Genomic DNA, 17,398 nt, shown 5'->3' with positions numbered 1-17,398 from the left:
GAGCTAACCATGAGCAATGAGCAAGAAGACCTGCAGCGCGAGTCCATCCTGCTGCGTGTGTTGTGGATGCTGATCTTCGTCATCGTCTGGCAGTTGGCCGAGATCGTGCTTGGCGTGGTGGTGCTGGCCCAACTGGGCTACCGCGCCTTCTACGGCGCGCCCAACGGCGGGCTGATGGCCTTCGGTGACAGCCTTAGCCAGTACCTGGCGCAGATCGGCCGCTTCGGCACCTTCAATACCGAGGAAAAACCCTGGCCCTTCGCCGATTGGCCTGCCCCGCGTGCACCGGAAGGCGAGGCCGCCCACAGCGTGCCACCGGCGCCCCACCCGGCGCGTGACGAAGAGCCGAAGCTGTGAAGCTCTGGTTGCTGCGCCACGGCGAGGCAGAGCCCCGGGCCGCCTCCGATGCGGAGCGCCCGCTGACCCGCAACGGCCGCCAGGAGGTGCTGCAGGCTGCAGCCCGCCTGGCGGGAGCGCCCTTGGATGCGATCATCGTCAGCCCCTACCTGCGCGCCCGGCAGACGGCCGAACTGGTGGTCGAGGCCCTGGCATTCCAGGGGCCGGTGTTGGTAGAGGGCTGGCTGACCCCGGAAAGCGACCCGCGCGAAGCGCTCGACCGGCTTGCCCGGCGGGAGGAGAGCCAGTTGCTGCTGGTGACCCACAACCCGTTCGTAGGGGAACTTGCCGGCCTGCTCGTCCACGGTCATCGCCAACAGCCATTGGCCATGAGCACCGCCAGCCTGGCCGAACTCGACGGCGCGATGCCCCTGGTTGGGCTGATGGACCTGCGCGCGCTTCATCATCCCCATCGCCTGTGACCCCGGTGGGGTTCAAGGAAGACTGCCGTGATCCATGATTTCACTCGCCAGGCACTCGTCTGGCTCCTGGCCGTGGCCTGCATCCCGTTCGCCGGCGCTGCCGATCATCCCGACCCGTCCTACTTCGTCGGCCGCTACTGGGTGGTGGGCCGCCTGCCGGACAGCGGCACGCCCTACAGCGGTGACCTCAAGGTCTACCTGCACGAAGGCGAGATGGCGCTGCATTGGGAGGTGGGCGAGGAGGTCTGGGCGGGGCGGGCGACCTTCGTCGAGTCGGAGATTGTCGATACCGCGACCCAGTTGCGTATCACCCTCACGCGCAATGGCCATCCGTACGAAGGGACGCTGCTCTGGCGCAACGACCTGGACAACTACCCAAGGGTCTCGGGCTACATCTACGACCCGAAGGTCGACACCGACAAACCGGGCCTGGAGGCCTGGTTCCCCAACCCCGAGTCCCCCTGAACGAAGCGCCCGGCCAAGGGGCCGGGCGCTGTCGGGTCAGTGGCTGGGGACCTTGTCGCCCCTCGTCTTCCAGAGCGAGAACAGTACGCCGCCGATCAGCAGGCTGAGGGTCACGCTCAAGGAGATGACCGGAGGGATCTTGCCGATGAAGCCCACCAGGAAGATCTTGCCGCCGATGAACACCAGCACCAGGGCCAGGGCGTACTTCAGGTAGGCGAAGCGGTGGATGAGCGCCGCCAGGGCGAAGTACAGGGCGCGGAGGCCGAGGATGGCGAAAATGTTGGAGGTGTAGACGATGAAGGGGTCCTGGGTGATGGCGAAGATCGCCGGGACGCTGTCCACCGCGAACACCAGGTCGGCCAGCTCGATCAGCACCAGTGCCAGCAGCAGCGGCGTACCCCAGAGCACGACACGGCCGTTGGCGTCCGGCTGGCGGACGAAGAAGCGCTGGCCATGGAGCTCGTTGGTGATCCGCATGTGGCGTCGCAGGAAGCGCACGAAACGGTTCTCCGCCAGGTTCGGCTCATCGTCCACCTTGGCGAACAGCATCTTCACGCCGGTGATGACCAGGAACACGCCGAACACATAGAGGATCCAGCTGAACTCATGGATCAGTGCGGCGCCCAGGGCGATCATCACGCCACGCAGCACGATCACGCCCATGATTCCCCAGAACAGCACCTTGTGCTGGTACTGCCGCGGGATGGCCAGGAAGCTGAAGATCATCGCCATCAGGAACACGTTGTCCATCGACAGCGACTTCTCGATCAGGAAGCCGGTGAGGTAGTCCATGCTCGAGTCGGCACCTTTCTGGTGCCAGACCCATAGACCGAACAGCAGGCCCGCAGTGATGTAGCCGGCGGAGAGCATCAGGCTTTCCTTCACGCCGATCTCGCGCTCCTTGCGGTGGAGCACGCCGAGGTCGAAGGCCAGCAGAGACACGACGATGGTGATGAAGACCAGCCAGAGCCAGGTTGGGGTGCCGAGGAAGTCGGCGAAGAGAAACGCATCCAGGGCAGTCACGAGCCCCTCCTTTCAGTCGAATTGAACCAACTATGACTCCGACATGGCGGCGCTAACCGTCAGAGGGGCCCGGCGTCATGGCGGCGAGAATACGGACCCCCTCATACCCACTCAAGCCGGCCTTTTTGCAAATTGTGTATGCCTTCGGCAGAGGCCACGGTCGATACATTTCTTAACTTGCGCCTGGGATGGCGTGCGTGGAATAGTCGCCCAAGCAAGTGCTTGGTTGTCCCCGATTCAAAAGAATAAAAAAGGAGGAGGCCCTGTGGCTGATGCAGTCCGTTTGCCGCTCGACATGTTCTTCGAGCGCGAAGCACGTCATCCCAACAAGCGTTACCTGGTGCAGCCCATGGCGGGTGGCCAGGTGGAGGAGCTGACCTGGGGCGATGTCGGCGACCAGGCGCGACGCGCCGCCAGTTGGCTCAGGGGGCGCGACCTCCCCCCGGGCAGCCGCATCGCGATCATTTCCAAGAACTGTGCCCACTGGATCGTGGCCGACCTGGCGATCTGGATGGCCGGGCACGTATCCGTGCCGCTCTACCCGAACCTCACCGCCGAGTCCGTCCGCCAGGTGCTGGAGCACTCCGAAAGCGCCCTGGCGTTCATTGGCAAGCTGGACGACTGGCCCGCCATGAGCGCTGGGATTCCCGAGGGTGTGGCGACCATCGCGCTGCCCATCCACCCCGAGGGTGCCTTCGACTACGCCTGGTCGGACCTGCTGGATTCGACCCCCATCCGTGACAACCCCCGCACCCGCCCCGAGCAGCTCGCCACCATCATCTACACCTCCGGCACCACCGGCACGCCGAAAGGCGTCATGCAGAGCTTCGGCAACTTTGCCTTCGCTGCCGAGCACGGCGTGAAGCTCTTCAACACCAGCGAGAACGATCGCCTGCTGTCCTACCTGCCGCTGTGTCACGTGGCCGAGCGGATGTTTGTCGAGATGGCCTCCCTCTACGCCGGGCAGACGGTGTTCTTCGCCGAAAGCCTCGATACCTTCCTCCGTGACCTGCGCCGCGCGCGGCCCACGGCGATCTTCGGCGTGCCGCGCATCTGGACCAAGTTCCAGATGGGCGTCTTCGAGAAAATGCCCGCCCAGAGGCTGGACCGCCTGTTGCGTCTGCCGTTGATCGGCCGCTTCATCGGGCGCAAGGTGCTCGCCGGCCTGGGGCTCGACGCCGTGCGCGTTGCCTTGTGCGGCGCGGCCCCGGTGCCCGAGGCGCTGCTGCACTGGTACAAGCGCCTGGGGCTGGACGTACTGGAGGTCTACGGCATGACCGAGAACTGCGGTTATTCCCATGTTTGTCGCCCCGGCGAGCAGAAGACCGGCTGGATCGGCCGCAACAGCCCCGGCGTCGAAGTGCGCATCAGCGAGGAAGGGGAAGTCCAGGTCCGCAGTGGCGCCACCATGCAGGGCTACTACAAGGACCCGGAACGCACCGCCGACACCATCACCTCCGACGGCTTCCTGCGCACCGGCGACAAGGGCGAGCAGGACGCCGACGGCAACCTGCGGCTCACAGGTCGCATCAAGGAAATCTTCAAGACCAGCAAGGGCAAGTACGTCGCTCCCGCCCCCATCGAGAACCGCCTGGCCGTGCACACCCGCATCGAGCAGGTGTGCGTGGTCGGGGACGGCCTGCCGCAGCCGATGGCCCTCTGCGTACTCTCCGAGGTGGGCCGCCAGGAGGCCGGCAATGGCACCCGTGAGCAGTTGGAAGGCAGCCTCCGGACCCTGCTCGACGAGGTCAACCAGGCGCTGGACAAGCACGAGCGCCTGCTCGGCCTGGTGCTGGTGAAAGAGGTCTGGGCGGTGGACAACGGTTTCCTCACGCCGACCCTGAAGATCAAGCGCAACGTTGTCGAAGGCACCTACGGGCCGCGTTTCCCTGAGTGGATCGCGCGTCGCGAAACGGTGCTCTGGCACGACTGAAGTCCGCGCCGGTTGCCCCGGCGCCTATCCACCAAGGAGTCGACATGAGCCTGTGGCGCGAAACCCCAGATCTGGACCGCCTCAACGCCACCCTGCGCAACACCATCGGCGAGGTGCTGGACATCCGCTTCGAAGCCTTCGACGAGGGCTCGATCACCGCCAGCATGGTGGTGGACGGTCGCACCCACCAACCCTATGGCCTGCTCCACGGTGGCGCGTCCGTGGTGCTGGCCGAAACCCTCGGCTCCACCGCCGCCTACCTGTGCATCGACAACAGCCGTTTCTACTGCGTGGGGCTGGAAGTGAACGCCAACCACCTGCGCGGACTGCGCAGCGGCCGGGTCACTGCGGTTGCCCGGCCGGTGCACCTGGGGCGCTCCACCCAGGTATGGGACATTCGCCTCAGCGGCGACGATGGCAAGCCCAGCTGCATCTCGCGGCTGACCATGGCCATCGTCCCCCTGGGGGAGGAGCCACCACGCAGTTGATGCGCAAAAGAAAGGGGCCGCTTCAGCGGCCCCTTTTCATTCATGCCAGGTCCAACCAGATCGGCGCATGGTCGGAGGGTTTCTCCATGCCGCGCAGGTCGTAGTCGATCCCGGCATCGCGCAGGCGCGCCTGCAGCGGCTGGCTGGCGAGGATCACGTCGATGCGCAGGCCGCGCTTGGGGGTGTCTTCGAAACCGCGGCTGCGGTAGTCGAACCAACTGAAGCGGTCGTTCACCTCGGGGTGGAGGTGGCGGAAGCTGTCCACCAGGCCCCAGCCCTTCAGGGTGGCCAGCCACTCGCGCTCTTCCGGCAGGAAGCTGCACTTGCCGGTCTTCAGCCAGCGCTTGCGGTTTTCCTCGCCGATGCCGATGTCGCAGTCTTCCGGCGAGATATTGATGTCGCCCATCACCACCAGCGGCTGGGAGGGGGCGAAGCGGCTTTCCAGCAGTGCCTGCAGGTCGGCGTAGAAGCGTTGCTTGGCCGGGAACTTCACCGGGTGGTCGCGGCTCTCGCCCTGGGGGAAGTAGCCGTTCATCACCGTCACCGGGTTGCCCTGTTCGTCGGCGAAGGTGCCGTAGATGAAGCGGCGCTGGGCGTCCTCGTCATCCCCCGGGAAGCCCTTGTGCAGCTCCAGCGGCGCCTGGCGCGACAGCAGCGCCACGCCGTAGTGGCCTTTCTGCCCGTGGTAGTGGACGTGGTAGCCGAGCTGGCGGATCTCCGCTTCCGGGAACTGCTCGTCGGCCACCTTGGTCTCCTGCAGACCGATCACGTCGGGCTGGTGCTTGGCGATCAGCGCCTCCAACTGGTGGGGGCGGGCGCGCAGGCCGTTGATGTTGAACGAAACGATCTTCATGGGGGCAGCCATCCGGAAAAAGTATCGAATGCTAGCCCAACGCCCGCCGGCCCTGCCAGCACATGGCGGCAGGGCAGGGCGGCTGCTAGCTTTTCAGCCAGCCGGGGCGCCTGCCCATCGCGGCCACCATAACCAGAACAACGAGGACACCGTGCATGCCCGGATACGTCACCCAAGCGCCCGTCGAAGTGCGCCTGCTCGACCGCGGCTACAGCCGTGAGGCCCGCTCGCTGCTCTACCATGCCTACCGGCATGAGCCCACTTACGCCTACCTGCTGGATGCCGAGCGACCCGGCTATGACCAGCGCGTACGCGCCACGGTACGGGAACTGGTCAGGCAGCACTTCATCGAAGAGCAGCCGGCCATCGGCCTGCTGATCGAAGAGCGCCTGGTGGGCATCGCCCTCATCGCCCCGCCCCAGCGGCGGCTGGATATCACCGAAAGCTGGGGTTGGCGACTGCGCATGCTGCTGACCACCGGCCTGGGTTGCACCCGGCGCTTCCTCGAATACCACGAGGCAGTGCTCGCCTGCCTGCCACCCGGCCCCTACCACGTGCTGCCATTGCTCGGCATCCACCCGGAGTTCCAGGGGCGCCAACTGGGCGAGCGACTGCTCCAGGCGCTGCATGAGTGGTGCGCCGAGGATGCCGGGTCCCAGGGCGTGGTGCTGGACACCGGCAACCCGCGCTACCTCGATTTCTACCAGCGCCAGGGCTACCAGTTGCTCGGCGAGGTCGCCGTCGGGCCGGTGCTGGAGCGGGTCTTCTTCCACCCCAATCCGGCCCAGGCGCTGGAGGGCGTTGGCGTAAGCGCCTGAGCCGCCATGGCTGTCAGCCCGACACATCGCGCCACGAAATCCTCGGCCGACGAGGCGCCTGCTACTGAAGAAAGGCAGCGGAACGCCGTGCTAGCATCCCGCGCATGAATGTTCGTCAAGGAATGCGCGGCCTCCTGGCACTCGCGCTGTCGGCCCTGTGCCCGCTTGCGCTGGCCAAGGCCTCGCTGGAAGTGAAAGTGACCCCGGCCAATGCCGCGTTGAAGGCCAATATCGAAGCCTTCATCGGCAGCCTGGGGGATCGAGATGAAACCGCCCTGCGTCGTTTCCGTCGTGCCGCCGAAGAGCAGGCGCGCCAGGCGGCGCAGGCCCTCGGCTACTACCAGGCGGAGATCGACAGCCAGGTACGCCCCGGCAAGGACCCGGTCCTGCGACTGGACGTGCAGCCCGGCGAGCCCGTCCGCCTGCGCCAGGTGACGGTGCGGGTGGAGGGTGAAGCCGCTGACCTCAAGGCCTTCAAGGTGCCGAAAAGCAAAACCCTGGCCCCGGGCGAGCCGCTCAACCACGGGCTCTACGAAGACGCCAAGAAACTCATCCAGAGCCAGGCCCTGCGTTATGGCTTCTTCGATGGCCGCTTCCGTTCCCAGCGGCTGGACATCGACCCCCGTGCCGGTGTCGCCGACATCGAACTGATCTACGACAGCGGGCCGCGCTACGCACTCGGCCGGGTCGCCTTCGACGGCGACACCCCCTTCGACCCCGAACTGCTGGCGCGCCTGGTGCCGTTCCCGCCCAACACGCCCTACGACGCCGACCAGGTTGCCAAGCTCAGCCAGAACCTCCAGGCCAGTGGCTACTTCGAGGAAGTGCGGGTGGATGCCCAGCCGGAGCCCGGTACCGGCCGGCTGATCCCGGTGAAGGTGCGTCTCGGCGCCGTCAAACCCCGCACCCTGGGCCTGGGCGTGGGCTTCTCCACCGACGTCGGCCCCCGCGCCCGGGCCAACTGGACCCGCCACTGGATCAACCCCCAAGGCCACCGCCTGGGGGCGGAAAGCGAAATCTCCACGGCACGGCAGAGCGTCGGCACCTGGTACGAAATCCCCCTCGACCCGCCGCTGACCGACAGCCTGCGCTTCACCAGCGGCTTCCAGCGCGAACAGCTCACCGACGTCGAAAGCCGCCGCTTCACCCTGGGCAGCCAATGGCAGTCCAAGCTGCCGGACGACTGGCAGCGGGTCGTCTCCCTGCGCTGGGAGCAGGAGATCTACGACTTCGGTGACGGCAGCCCCAACGGGCGCAGCAGCTTCCTCATCCCCGGCATCGGCTACAGCGTCACCCGCAGCGACAGCCGCCTCGACCCCAGCCAGGGCTACCACCTACAAATGGACGTGCGCGCCGCCAAGGAGGGCGTGCTGTCCGAGGCCGACATGACCTACGCCAGCGCCATGGCCAAGGGGCTCTACACCCTCCCGGGCGGTCATCGCCTGCTCGGTCGTGTCCAGGCCGGCGGCATCGCCACCACCGACTACGGTGCCATTCCGCCCTCGCTGCGCTTCTTCGCCGGTGGTGACCAGAGCGTGCGGGGCTATGACTACCAGACGCTCTCCCCCGAGGATCGCCAGGGCAACAAGGTCGGCGGCCGCTACATGGTGGTGGGCAGTGCCGAATACCAGTACCCCGTTGCCGAGCGCTGGCGCATCGCCGCCTTCGTCGACCGCGGCAACGCCGTCAACAACCTCAAGGACAAGCTCAAGACCGGCGCCGGCATCGGCGTGCGCTGGGTCTCTCCGGTGGGTCCCATCCGCCTCGACCTGGCCAAGGCCCTGGATGATCCCGGCGGCTTCCGCATCCACTTCTCCATGGGGCCGGAACTGTGAGGCGCGTGGTCAAGGGGGCGTTGCTCGCCCTGGGGCTCACCCTGGCTGGTGTGGGAGCGATCGGCGCCTGGCTGCTGGGCAGCGAGGGCGGCGCCCGCTGGGCACTGGGCCTGGTGCCGGGGTTGGAAGTAGAGGGTTTCAGCGGCCACCTGGGCGGCCAATGGCAGGCACAGCGCCTGGTGTGGCGTCAGGGCGAAGACGTGGTCGAGGTCACGGCCCCGCGCCTGGACTGGCAGCCCGGCTGCCTGCTGGGCATGACGCTGTGCATCGACCAACTGGCCGCCGACGAGGTGGCCCTGTCGTTCCCGGGGGAGGGCGGCAGCACTGACGATGGCCCCGTCCGCCTGCCCGCCCTCGCGCTGCCGGTCGGCATCCGCCTGGGCGAGGCTCGCCTGGGGCGCCTCAGCCTGGATGGCGAGGCGCTGCTGGCCGATCTCCAGCTTCGCGCCACCTGGCTGGCGGACGGGCTCACCCTGGAACGTGTCAGCCTCCGTCGTGACGACCTCGCGCTGGAGCTGCAGGGGCACCTCACCCCCAGCGGGGATTGGCCGCTGGAGGCGACCGGCACCCTGGCGTTGCCGGCGCCCGGTAGCCAGGCCTGGTCACTGGCGTTGCACGCCAAGGGCGACCTGCAAGGGCAACTGACCGTCCAGGCCGACAGCACCGGTTACCTGCAAGGCCGCCTGGAGGGCGAACTGCAGCCCCTGGCCGACCATCTGCCTGCCTCCGCCACCCTGAAAGTGGACGCCTTCAAGCCCTCGGCGGACCTGCCCGACACCCTGCAATTGCAGCAACTCACCCTCCAGGCCCAGGGCGACCTGGCGCAGGGCTACGCGGTCGAAGGGCACGCCAGCCTGCCGGGCGAGGGCGGTGATGTACGCCTCGACCTGGCCGGCCGTGTGGATGCCAAGGGCGCGGACCTCAAGCAACTGGCCCTGGTGGCCGCGCCGGAACAGACGCTCGACCTGAGTGGGCGGATCGACTGGCAACAGGCCCTGGCCCTGGACGCCCGTATCGCCTGGCGTGACTTCCCCTGGCGCCGGCTGTATCCCGCGATTGACGAGCCGCCCGTCAGCCTGCAGCGCCTCGACGGCCAGGTGCAGTACCTCGATGGCCGCTACCACGGGCAACTCGACGCCGCCCTGAAGGGGCCGGCCGGTGACTTCACCCTCGCCAGCCCGCTCAAGGGTGATCTGGGCCAGGTGGAACTGGCCGACCTGCGTCTGGCCGCCGGTCAGGGCAAGGCCCAGGGGCGCGTCCAGGTGGGCTTCGCCAACGGTGTGGATTGGGACGCCCAGCTCGCCCTCAAGGACCTCGACCCCGCCTACTGGGTCGCCGAGCTGCCCGGTCGCCTGGCCGGCAACCTCGCCAGCCAGGGGCGCATGGCCGATCGCCTCGCCCTCATGGCGGACCTCGACCTCAAGGGCCAGTTGCGCGGCCAGCCCGCCGTGCTGCAAGCCAAGGCCCGTGGCGAAGGGCAGCGCTGGACGCTGGAGCAGGTCCAGGCACGCCTGGGCGACAACCGCATCGACGGTCAGGGCCGCCTGGAGCAGCGCCTCGACGGCCGCCTGGACATCGCCCTCAATCGGCTTGGCCAGCTCTGGCCCGGCCTGTTCGGCAGCCTCAAGGGGCGCCTCGACCTCGCCGGCAGCCTCGACGCGCCCCAGGGCCAACTTTCCCTCGATGGCCAGCGGATCGGCCTTGGCCCCCAGCGCCTGCGTCAACTGCGCTTGCAGGCCAGGCTGGATGCCCGGCAGAACGGCACCCTGCAACTCGATGCCGACGACCTCGAGTCCGGCGAGCGCGCCCTGGGTGACCTGCGCCTGACCGGCTCGGGCACGCTCCAGCGGCAGCAGGCCGAGCTGAGCTTGAAGGGACCCGACCTCGGGCTTGGCCTGGCCCTCGACGGGCAACTGAAGGACGGCGACTGGCGCGGTCGCCTCAGCCGTGGCGACGTGCGGCTCGGCACCCAGGACTGGCGCCTGGAGCAGGCCGCCTCGCTGCAGCGCCTGGCCGACGGCCGCCTGGACCTGGGCGCCCATTGCTGGCGCTCCGGCGAAGCCAGCCTCTGCGCCGGCCAGCAGCGCCTGATGCCCGAACCCAATCTGGATTACCGCCTGCGGGACTTCCCCCTGGCCAGCCTGGCGCCCTGGCTGCCGGATGACTTCGCCTGGCAGGGACAGTTGGACGGCGACTTGCGGCTGCAACTGCCGTCCACCGGCCCCAGCGGCCGCATCCTGCTGGATGCCGGCAGCGGCGTGCTGCGGGTGCGGGAGGAGGGGGCCAAGGGCCAATGGCTGGACTTCCCCTACCAGAGCCTGCGCCTGGAGAGCAGCCTGCGCCCGCAGCGGGTGGACAGCCGCCTGCTGTTCGAGGGCGGCAAGCTCGGCCGCCTGCGCCTGGACGCTCGCATCGACCCGCGCCCGACCCGCAAGCCGCTGCAGGGCGACTTCCAGTTGGAGGGCCTGGACCTCGCCGTGCTGCGCCCCTTCGCCCGGGGTGTGGAGGAGCTGGAAGGGCGCCTCGACGGCAGCGGCACCCTCGGCGGCACCCTGCTGGCACCCAACGTGATCGGGCAGGTGCGCCTGGGCGGAGGCCGCCTGGTGGGTGGCGAACTGCCCACGCGGATCGAAGACCTCAAGCTGGATGCGCACATCGCCGGCGAGCGGGTCGAGCTGTCCGGCACCTGGACCGGTGGCGACAAGGGCCAGGGCAGCCTGGGCGGCAGCCTCGCCTGGAGCCAGGGCCTGGACGTGGACCTGACCCTGCGCGGCAACAGCCTGCCGGTGGCGGTGGAGCCCTATGCCAACCTCGATGTTGACCCCGACCTGCGTGTGCATATGGCCGAAGGGCGGTTGGCACTGTCCGGCACCGTGCGCGTTCCCCGGGGCACCATCAAGATCCGCGAACTGCCGCCCCAGGCCGTGCGGCTCTCGTCGGATGCCCACCTGGTGGGCGAACAGGACGAGGAAGCCCCGCTGCAACTGGCCATGGACGTCAACGTCGAAGTGGGCCAGGAGCGGCTCAGCTTCAGCGGCTTCGGCCTGACCGCCGACCTCGCCGGGCACCTCAAGGTCGGCGACAACCTGGCCGCGCGCGGCGAACTGAACCTGAAGAACGGCCGCTACCGCGCCTACGGCCAGCGCCTCGACCTGCGCCGCGCACGCCTGCTGTTCGCTGGCCCGCTGGACCAGCCCTACCTGGACGTGGAAGCGGTGCGCAAGATCGGCGACGTCACCGCTGGCATCCGCCTCAACGGCCGTGCCGACGAGCCGACCACCCAAGTGTTCTCCACCCCGGCCATGAGCCAGGAACAGGCGCTGTCCTACCTGGTACTGGGGCGCCCCCTGGAGCGCGGCAGCGACGGCAACGCCCTGGGTCAGGCCGCCCTGGCGCTGGGCTTGTCCGGCAGTTCTTCGCTGACCAGCGACCTGGCGCAGAAGCTTGGCCTCAAGGACTTCCAGATCGGCGACGACGGCGCCACCGGCGTGCTCACCGATCGCCTCAGCATCCGCTACGGCCTCGGCGTACTGGAGCCCACCAGCGTGGTTGCGTTGCGCTACGAATTGACCCGGCGCCTCTACCTGGAAGCCGCCAGCGGCCTGGCCAGCTCGCTGGACCTGTTCTACAGGCGGGATTTCTAGGTGGCAGCGGTAGTTGACGTTTCCGCTCGGCGGCTCGGGCTTCCCGTGCCACCGCAAACGCAACGGCGCACCTTCCAGGCGACTGACGGTGCTGTTCGAGGCGCCAGCATGGCCTCAGAATCCCGCCATCTCCTTCCGTTGTCATGCGAGGCCGCCGTGGACGTTTCCGCCAGCTCCATCTCCGACGCCAGCGCGGCCCAGCTCGCCATGAAAGTGCAGGTCTCGGTGCTGAACAAGTCCGTCGACCTCCAGGCCCAGGGGGCTTTGGCCCTGCTGGAAGCGTTGCCCGCACCGGTGAGCAACAGCAACCCGCCGAACCTGGGCAACGTCATCGACGTCACCGCCTGACCTCGGCAGGCTGTCCCTCTCTCAGTCCTGTCCGCCGGGCTCGCTGCAGGTGCGGTCACGCCCGGCCTGCTTCGCCCTGTAGAGCGCCCGGTCGGCGCGGGCGATAAGGCTGTGCAGGGTATCCCCGGTGCGTAGTTCCGAAAGCCCGATGCTCACGGTTACCGCCGTCTCGCCACCATCGAAGTGATGGTGTGTCTCGGCAACTCGCTCCCGCAGCTTCTCCGCCAACTGCAGCGCCTTCGCGCTGCCGGTGTCCTTGAGCAGCAGGATGAACTCCTCGCCGCCCCAGCGGCAGAGTATGTCCGCCTGGCGCACCCCCGTGCGCAGGTTCTCGGCAAAACCTTGCAGTACCTGGTCGCCGGCCAGGTGGCCGTGGGTGTCGTTGAGTTCCTTGAAGTGATCCAGGTCCAGCAGCAGGGCGGTCAGTGGGCGCTTGTCGCGTAGGGACTCCTGCAGTGCCTGGCCCGCCAGCAGGTCGAAGCCGCGACGGTTGGGCAGCCCGGTGAGGCTGTCGGTGGTGGCCAGCGCGGCGATGCGGTCGCGGTAACGGCGCACCATCAGGTACAGCAGCACCAGCACCACAAGGGTCACCGCCAGGCTGATGCCCAGGTTGAGGTAGAGCGCGTTGCGTACCGGCGACAGGGCGCCTTCTTCGGTCTTGTCGACGAACAGGTACCAGTCCAGCTCGGGGATGAAGCGGGCGTTGAGGTAATGCTCGCCGTCTGGGGCCTGGTACTGGTGGTTGCCGCCACGCTGGTGCAGCACCGCCCGTACTACCGGGGCCAGACCCGGCAGATCAACCAGCGTCTGGCCCACGCGAATGCCCGCCGGCCCGCCATGGGCACTGGTGAGCACCACGCGCCCGGTGGTGTCGGTGAAGTAGATGGTCCGCTGGTAGCGCTGCTGATACTCGTCGATCAGCTTCACCACCGCGTCCACCGTCAAACCCACCCCGGTGGCGCCGATGAAGCGGCCGTCGTAATCCAGCACCTTGTAATTGATGAAGATCGTCAGCCGGTCCTGGTTGGCCATGTCGACGTCGACGTTGATCTCGTAGGGCGTCTCCATGTCCCGCACGCGGTAATACCAGAGGTCCCGGGGCTCGTCTCGGGAGACTTGTTTGAGCACCCCGCGCGACTGGTAGTAAATGTGGGTCCGCTCGGAGATGAAGAAGCTGGTGAAGGCACCGTAATGCTCCTGGACTTCCCGCAGGTAGCGGGTCATGCGCTCCGGGTCCTGCTCGCCCTGCATGGCCCAGTCCCGCAGGAAGGTGTCGCGGCTCATCATCGACGAGATCAGGATGGGCCGTACCAGGTCCTTCTGTATCTCGGAATAGACGTTGTCGGAGGTCAGCGGCAGCTCGGTGTTGACGATGCCATCGCGGATCGACTGGAGGGAGGCGTAGTAGCTGACCAGCGATGTGACAGCAAAGCCACAGGTCAGCAGGAGAACGAGCAGGGCAACGAGGAAGCGCTGGTTACGCAAGCGGGGCAGGTGGGCTGACATCGGAGCGTCCTGGGGCAAGTGGCGACATGCTAGCCACTTGCCCCGCCCGCGTCATCCGTGGCGTTCAGCGCAGCAGGCTGATGTCCTCGATCCAGGGTTCCAGGCGCTTGCCGTAGGCCACTTTCAGGCGCATCGGCTTGATCGGCTCGTCGTAGGCGCCCACCAGCCGCTCCTCCACCTGCTGGCGCCAGCGATAAGGCACCTGCAGTGCATCCACCTCCAGTCGGCTCACCCGGGCCTGCAGGCGCGGCGGTGTCTGGTTGTGGTCGTACCAGGCGTAGAGGCGTGCCTTCACCAGCGCATAGCGCTTGCGGTCCGGGTAGCGCTGGCGCAGGGCTTCCACATCGCTACCGGCGGCTACCACGAACAGGCGGCTGGCGCGGTCGCGCTCGTACTCGAACTGGCTGCGATACGTGGCCTCCAGTTCAGTGTTTTCCTCGTTGCGCTTGCGCGCCAGGGCCTTGCGGGCCTCCTTCAGCCGGGCTTCGGCACGGCCGAGCTCGGCGGCCCAGGCGGGGCCATCCAGTTCGAGCACGGCGTAGGTGCTGCTTTCGTGGGTCTCGTAGTGGCCTTCCTGCCCTTCAAGAGGCAGCCCGATCTCCTCCAGCACGGCACGGTCGAGGCGGATCTCCTGCTCGTCCCCGTCCCGTGGCGTGCGCCAGTCCAGGCGCAGGCTGAGCCCGCTGTTCTCACCGGCCCAGCCGAAATCCGAGTAATCCCGGCTCAGCTCGCGCTGGGACAGTTCCAGGCGACTGTCCGGTTTGCCGGTGCGGTTGTACCAGACCCCAGCCAGTGCCAGGCCGTTGACCACCAGGACCAGGCCGAGGGCCGCGGAGAGGGCATAGCGATTCAGGCTGTTCATCAGCGGGCTCCTCCTTTCAGCCAACTGCGGCGCAGGCGGTTCAGTACCACCAGGATGAGCAGGGCGATCAGGCCCAGCAGCAGGAAGAACAGGTACTTCGGCAGCAGGTCCCACCACCAGTCGAAGAGCTTGGTGTAGAGGAAGATCACCAGGAAGGTCAGGCTGCCGTTGATCACCTCCGGCCAGTCACGCCGAGCGCCCAACCAGATGCCGAGGGCCGCGAGGGCGAAGCCGCCGAGCTGGTAGCCACCCTCGATCAGGTCGCTGTCCAGGGGCAGGTAGCTGGAGCGGCCCCAGTTGGCCAGCACCAGCAGGGCCAGGAAGAAGGTGATCAGCCCCACCAGGCGATAGGTCGCGGCGAAGCCGCCGAAGCGCACCTGGGACAGCAACTGCGGCACGAGGAACACCGCCACCGCCGCCGGCAGGAAATTCTCCGGGTGCTCGCCCATGGACAGCCAGTAACCGCCACCCCAGGTCCCCACTCGTGCCGAGATGAATGCCATCAGGCACAGCAGCCCGGCCACCAGCAGCAGGCGTGCATTGCAGGCGTAGGCCAGCAGCAGCCCATAGGCGCCCCAGGCGATGAAAGCCTTGTCCGATGGGGTGATGTTGAAGATCTGCCCGAGCATCACCAGGTTCAGCACGAAGGCGACGAAGGCCAGCATGGCCGCCAGCTTGCTGAAATAGCCGGTGCTGTCGTGGCGCCGTACCAGCGCGGTCAGGCCCAGCGTGCCCAGGGTCGCGCCGACCAGGATGGCCACCTGCACGGTTTCGCTGAACAGCCCCCAGAACTGATAGAAGAAGAACAGCAGGCTCGCGCCCAGGGCCAGCGCCCCCAGCAGCGAGGCGATGCGCATGCCCAGGGACAGGCGACGGGTCTGGGTGTCATGGTCGATGTCGTAGCGACTGCGCAGGTCGGCCAGCACCTGGCGGTGGTGATCACCGAGCTGATCGAGCTGGCCGGGGTCGAGCAGCAGAGCCTGCTCCTCGTGCAGACGTTCCACCTCCCGGTAGAAAGCCTGGATATCGTCGGCGCGACGTTGTGCGTCCTCATGGGTGACGGCGGGCATGGCGGGTCCTTGTGCGTGCGGTGCCGCCGAGCACTCTAGGCCCGGTCGGGCAGCCGAGCAATCGGGCCGACGTGAAGTTGAGAAAACCCAGGCGAAATTGGGCGGCAAAAGCCTGACATGACGTCCACTCAGGGGCGTCGGTCGATCTTGGCCAATGGGAAGTTCCAAGCCCATAAACGCCGAAGGCGCCGGTCAGGGCGCCTTCAAGCGTTGGATGTTTCAGGCATCGATCTGGCCTCGCGACAACATTGACTCAAGCGGGATGCGCTCCGGTCCGTGCGGCCTCAGGCGACACGGAAACCGGGAGTACGGTCGGAGCCGTCTTCAGCGACACGGAAGCCGGGGGTGCGGTCGGAGCCGTCTTCAGCGACACGGAAACCGGGGGTACGGTCGGAGCCGTCTTCGGCGACGCGGAAGCCGGGAGTGCGGTCGGAGCCGTTTTCGGCAACCGGCGGATTCACAGCGCGTTCGGCACCGGCGGTCAGGAGCGAGTCCTGCTGGGTTTGTTGGGGCAGGGCGAAGGCACTGGCGGTAGCGGTCAGGCTGACGGCGAACAGGCTGGCAAGAATGCGCATTTTCATGGTGGGTTCCTCGTGGAAAGTGGGGTTGAAAGTGAACACGAGGGCAATGTTAGAGAAATAAAATCGATAAAAAAGTTGAGATGGCTAATGGTGACCATCGATTTCATTGATAGTGCTTAAATTGTCTTTTAAAAACAGATAGTTAATTTGATTTTTGGGTTCTTTTAGAGCGCTATAAGCCCCATGAAAAACACTGTTGCGCAGAATAATAACAATCGAATAATTCGATTTAATGGCCGGAAATATCCTGAAACACGGCATCGGTAGCAGGCTCATGTTCGGATCATTGAACGTCTGTCGCCATATGCGGGCACGCGGTATTCAGCGGGTTGCGACGGGTGCGCGCCGGCCAGACCGGACCAGGGCGCCGCGCATGCAGGCAGCCGCCGGGCGTCCTGCTAGGCTATGGGCCTTTTCCTACCAATGGATGGCCCCATGTCCAGCGAGATCGAAACGCCCTTCACCCACGAGCCCCTGAGCGCCGTCGAAGTCCGCCTGCTCGGCAGCCTCATCGAGAAGCAGGCCACCACCCCCGAGTCCTACCCGCTGACCCTCAACGCCCTGGTGCTGGCCAGCAACCAGAAGACCAGCCGCGAACCGGTGATGAACCTCACTGCCGGCCAGGTGGGGCAGGGCATGCGCACCCTTGAAGGGCGCGGCCTGGCTCGCCTGGTAATGGGCAGTCGCGCCGACCGCTGGGAGCAGCGCGCCGACAAGACCCTCGAACTGGTCCAGCCGCAGCTCATCCTGCTCGGCCTGTTGTTGCTGCGTGGCCCGCAGACCCTTGGCGAACTGCTCACACGCAGCAGCCGCATGCACGAGTTCGACGATCTGGATCAGGTTCGCCACCACCTCGACCGCCTCGCCGCCCGTGGCCTGGCCACCGTGCTGCCGCGCCAGAGCGGCCAGCGTGAAGAGCGCTTCATGCACCTGCTGGGCGAGGCTGCCGACCTGGAAGCGCTGCTCGCCACCCGGCAGGACGCCCCCGAGCGCAGCGAATCCCGCGCCGGCCTGGAGAGCCGCGTCGAGCAACTGGAAGCCCGCATCGCCGAACTGGAAGAACGCCTCGCCCGGCTCGAAGGCCACTGATCCGTCCCCATCACGCAAGCCTTTGTCGCCTGGTGCATATGCCCGCACCGGGCGACCTGCCATTC

16 protein-coding genes are annotated in these 17,398 nt (G+C 67.1%); 10 read left to right on the top strand and 6 right to left on the bottom strand.

The features are described 5' to 3' along the window. Positions 1-9 precede the first annotated feature (9 nt). Genes A9G05_RS06715 through A9G05_RS06705 form a run of 3 tightly spaced genes read left to right on the top strand, consistent with a single transcriptional unit; the run spans position 10 to position 1,283 of the window. Positions 10-357 carry a DUF4389 domain-containing protein gene (locus A9G05_RS06715; protein WP_069560231.1) on the top strand — a complete coding sequence of 116 codons (348 nt, stop codon included), beginning with the start codon at positions 10-12 and terminating at the stop codon, positions 355-357. Next, positions 354-818 (top strand): phosphohistidine phosphatase SixA, encoded by a 465-nt coding sequence (sixA, locus tag A9G05_RS06710; protein ID WP_069560230.1) that lies wholly within the window; start codon positions 354-356, stop codon positions 816-818. The genes A9G05_RS06715 and sixA overlap by 4 nt, the downstream gene beginning before the upstream one ends. A gap of 27 nt (positions 819-845) precedes the next feature. Then, on the top strand, positions 846-1,283 hold the full coding sequence (locus A9G05_RS06705) for a hypothetical protein (protein WP_069560229.1): 438 nt from the start codon (positions 846-848) through the stop codon (positions 1,281-1,283). Positions 1,284-1,319: 36 nt separating this feature from the next. On the opposite strand, the gene A9G05_RS06700 is transcribed toward A9G05_RS06705, so the two are convergent. Further along, positions 1,320-2,306 (bottom strand): TerC family protein, encoded by a 987-nt coding sequence (locus A9G05_RS06700; RefSeq protein ID WP_069560228.1) that lies wholly within the window; start codon positions 2,304-2,306, stop codon positions 1,320-1,322. 265 nt (positions 2,307-2,571) lie between these two features. On the opposite strand from A9G05_RS06700, the gene A9G05_RS06695 reads away from it, so the two are divergent. Then, a complete protein-coding gene (locus A9G05_RS06695) occupies positions 2,572-4,239 on the top strand; it encodes an AMP-binding protein (protein WP_069560227.1) in 1,668 nt (555 codons plus the stop codon). Positions 4,240-4,283: 44 nt separating this feature from the next. Continuing rightward, positions 4,284-4,727, top strand: a complete 444-nt coding sequence (locus A9G05_RS06690; protein ID WP_069560226.1) for a hotdog fold thioesterase — start codon at positions 4,284-4,286, stop codon at positions 4,725-4,727. Between the two features lie 40 nt (positions 4,728-4,767). Here A9G05_RS06690 and xthA read toward each other — a convergent pair whose 3' ends face one another. Next, positions 4,768-5,580 carry an exodeoxyribonuclease III gene (gene xthA / locus A9G05_RS06685; RefSeq protein WP_044413974.1) on the bottom strand — a complete coding sequence of 271 codons (813 nt, stop codon included), beginning with the start codon at positions 5,578-5,580 and terminating at the stop codon, positions 4,768-4,770. 155 nt (positions 5,581-5,735) lie between these two features. Here xthA and A9G05_RS06680 point away from each other — a divergent pair, with 155 nt between their 5' ends. The 4 genes from A9G05_RS06680 to A9G05_RS06665 all read left to right on the top strand — a co-directional run bounded on the left by A9G05_RS06680 (position 5,736) and on the right by A9G05_RS06665 (position 12,225). Further along, positions 5,736-6,398 (top strand): GNAT family N-acetyltransferase, encoded by a 663-nt coding sequence (locus tag A9G05_RS06680; RefSeq protein ID WP_069560225.1) that lies wholly within the window; start codon positions 5,736-5,738, stop codon positions 6,396-6,398. A gap of 104 nt (positions 6,399-6,502) precedes the next feature. Then, positions 6,503-8,233: an autotransporter assembly complex family protein gene (locus tag A9G05_RS06675; protein ID WP_083272509.1), complete on the top strand. Its 1,731-nt coding sequence runs from the start codon at positions 6,503-6,505 to the stop codon at positions 8,231-8,233. After that, a complete protein-coding gene (locus tag A9G05_RS06670; protein ID WP_069560223.1) occupies positions 8,230-11,877 on the top strand; it encodes a translocation/assembly module TamB domain-containing protein in 3,648 nt (1,215 codons plus the stop codon). Before A9G05_RS06675 ends, A9G05_RS06670 begins: the two co-directional genes overlap by 4 nt. Before the next feature lie 108 nt (positions 11,878-11,985). After that, positions 11,986-12,225 carry a putative motility protein gene (locus A9G05_RS06665; protein ID WP_205894785.1) on the top strand — a complete coding sequence of 80 codons (240 nt, stop codon included), beginning with the start codon at positions 11,986-11,988 and terminating at the stop codon, positions 12,223-12,225. Positions 12,226-12,246: 21 nt separating this feature from the next. Here A9G05_RS06665 and A9G05_RS06660 read toward each other — a convergent pair whose 3' ends face one another. The 4 genes from A9G05_RS06660 to A9G05_RS06645 form a co-directional block, all read right to left on the bottom strand. Beyond that, complete coding sequence (locus A9G05_RS06660) at positions 12,247-13,731, bottom strand: sensor domain-containing diguanylate cyclase (RefSeq protein WP_069560221.1); 1,485 nt, start codon at positions 13,729-13,731, stop codon at positions 12,247-12,249. A 64-nt stretch (positions 13,732-13,795) separates the two neighbouring features. Further along, positions 13,796-14,593, bottom strand: a complete 798-nt coding sequence (locus A9G05_RS06655) for a DUF4824 family protein (protein WP_069560220.1) — start codon at positions 14,591-14,593, stop codon at positions 13,796-13,798. After that, complete coding sequence (locus A9G05_RS06650; protein WP_069560219.1) at positions 14,593-15,663, bottom strand: DUF2157 domain-containing protein; 1,071 nt, start codon at positions 15,661-15,663, stop codon at positions 14,593-14,595. The genes A9G05_RS06655 and A9G05_RS06650 overlap by 1 nt, the downstream gene beginning before the upstream one ends. Before the next feature lie 284 nt (positions 15,664-15,947). After that, positions 15,948-16,244, bottom strand: coding sequence for a hypothetical protein (locus A9G05_RS06645; RefSeq protein WP_069560218.1), 297 nt, complete (start codon positions 16,242-16,244; stop codon positions 15,948-15,950). Between the two features lie 435 nt (positions 16,245-16,679). Here A9G05_RS06645 and A9G05_RS06640 point away from each other — a divergent pair, with 435 nt between their 5' ends. Further along, positions 16,680-17,333, top strand: coding sequence for a YceH family protein (locus A9G05_RS06640; RefSeq protein ID WP_069560217.1), 654 nt, complete (start codon positions 16,680-16,682; stop codon positions 17,331-17,333). Positions 17,334-17,398 lie beyond the last annotated feature (65 nt).

The sequence above is a fragment of the Pseudomonas sp. ENNP23 genome (genome assembly GCF_001728945.1).
GTDB lineage: Bacteria > Pseudomonadota > Gammaproteobacteria > Pseudomonadales > Pseudomonadaceae > Metapseudomonas > Metapseudomonas otitidis.
This window is presented reverse-complemented; position numbering and strand designations above follow the sequence as displayed.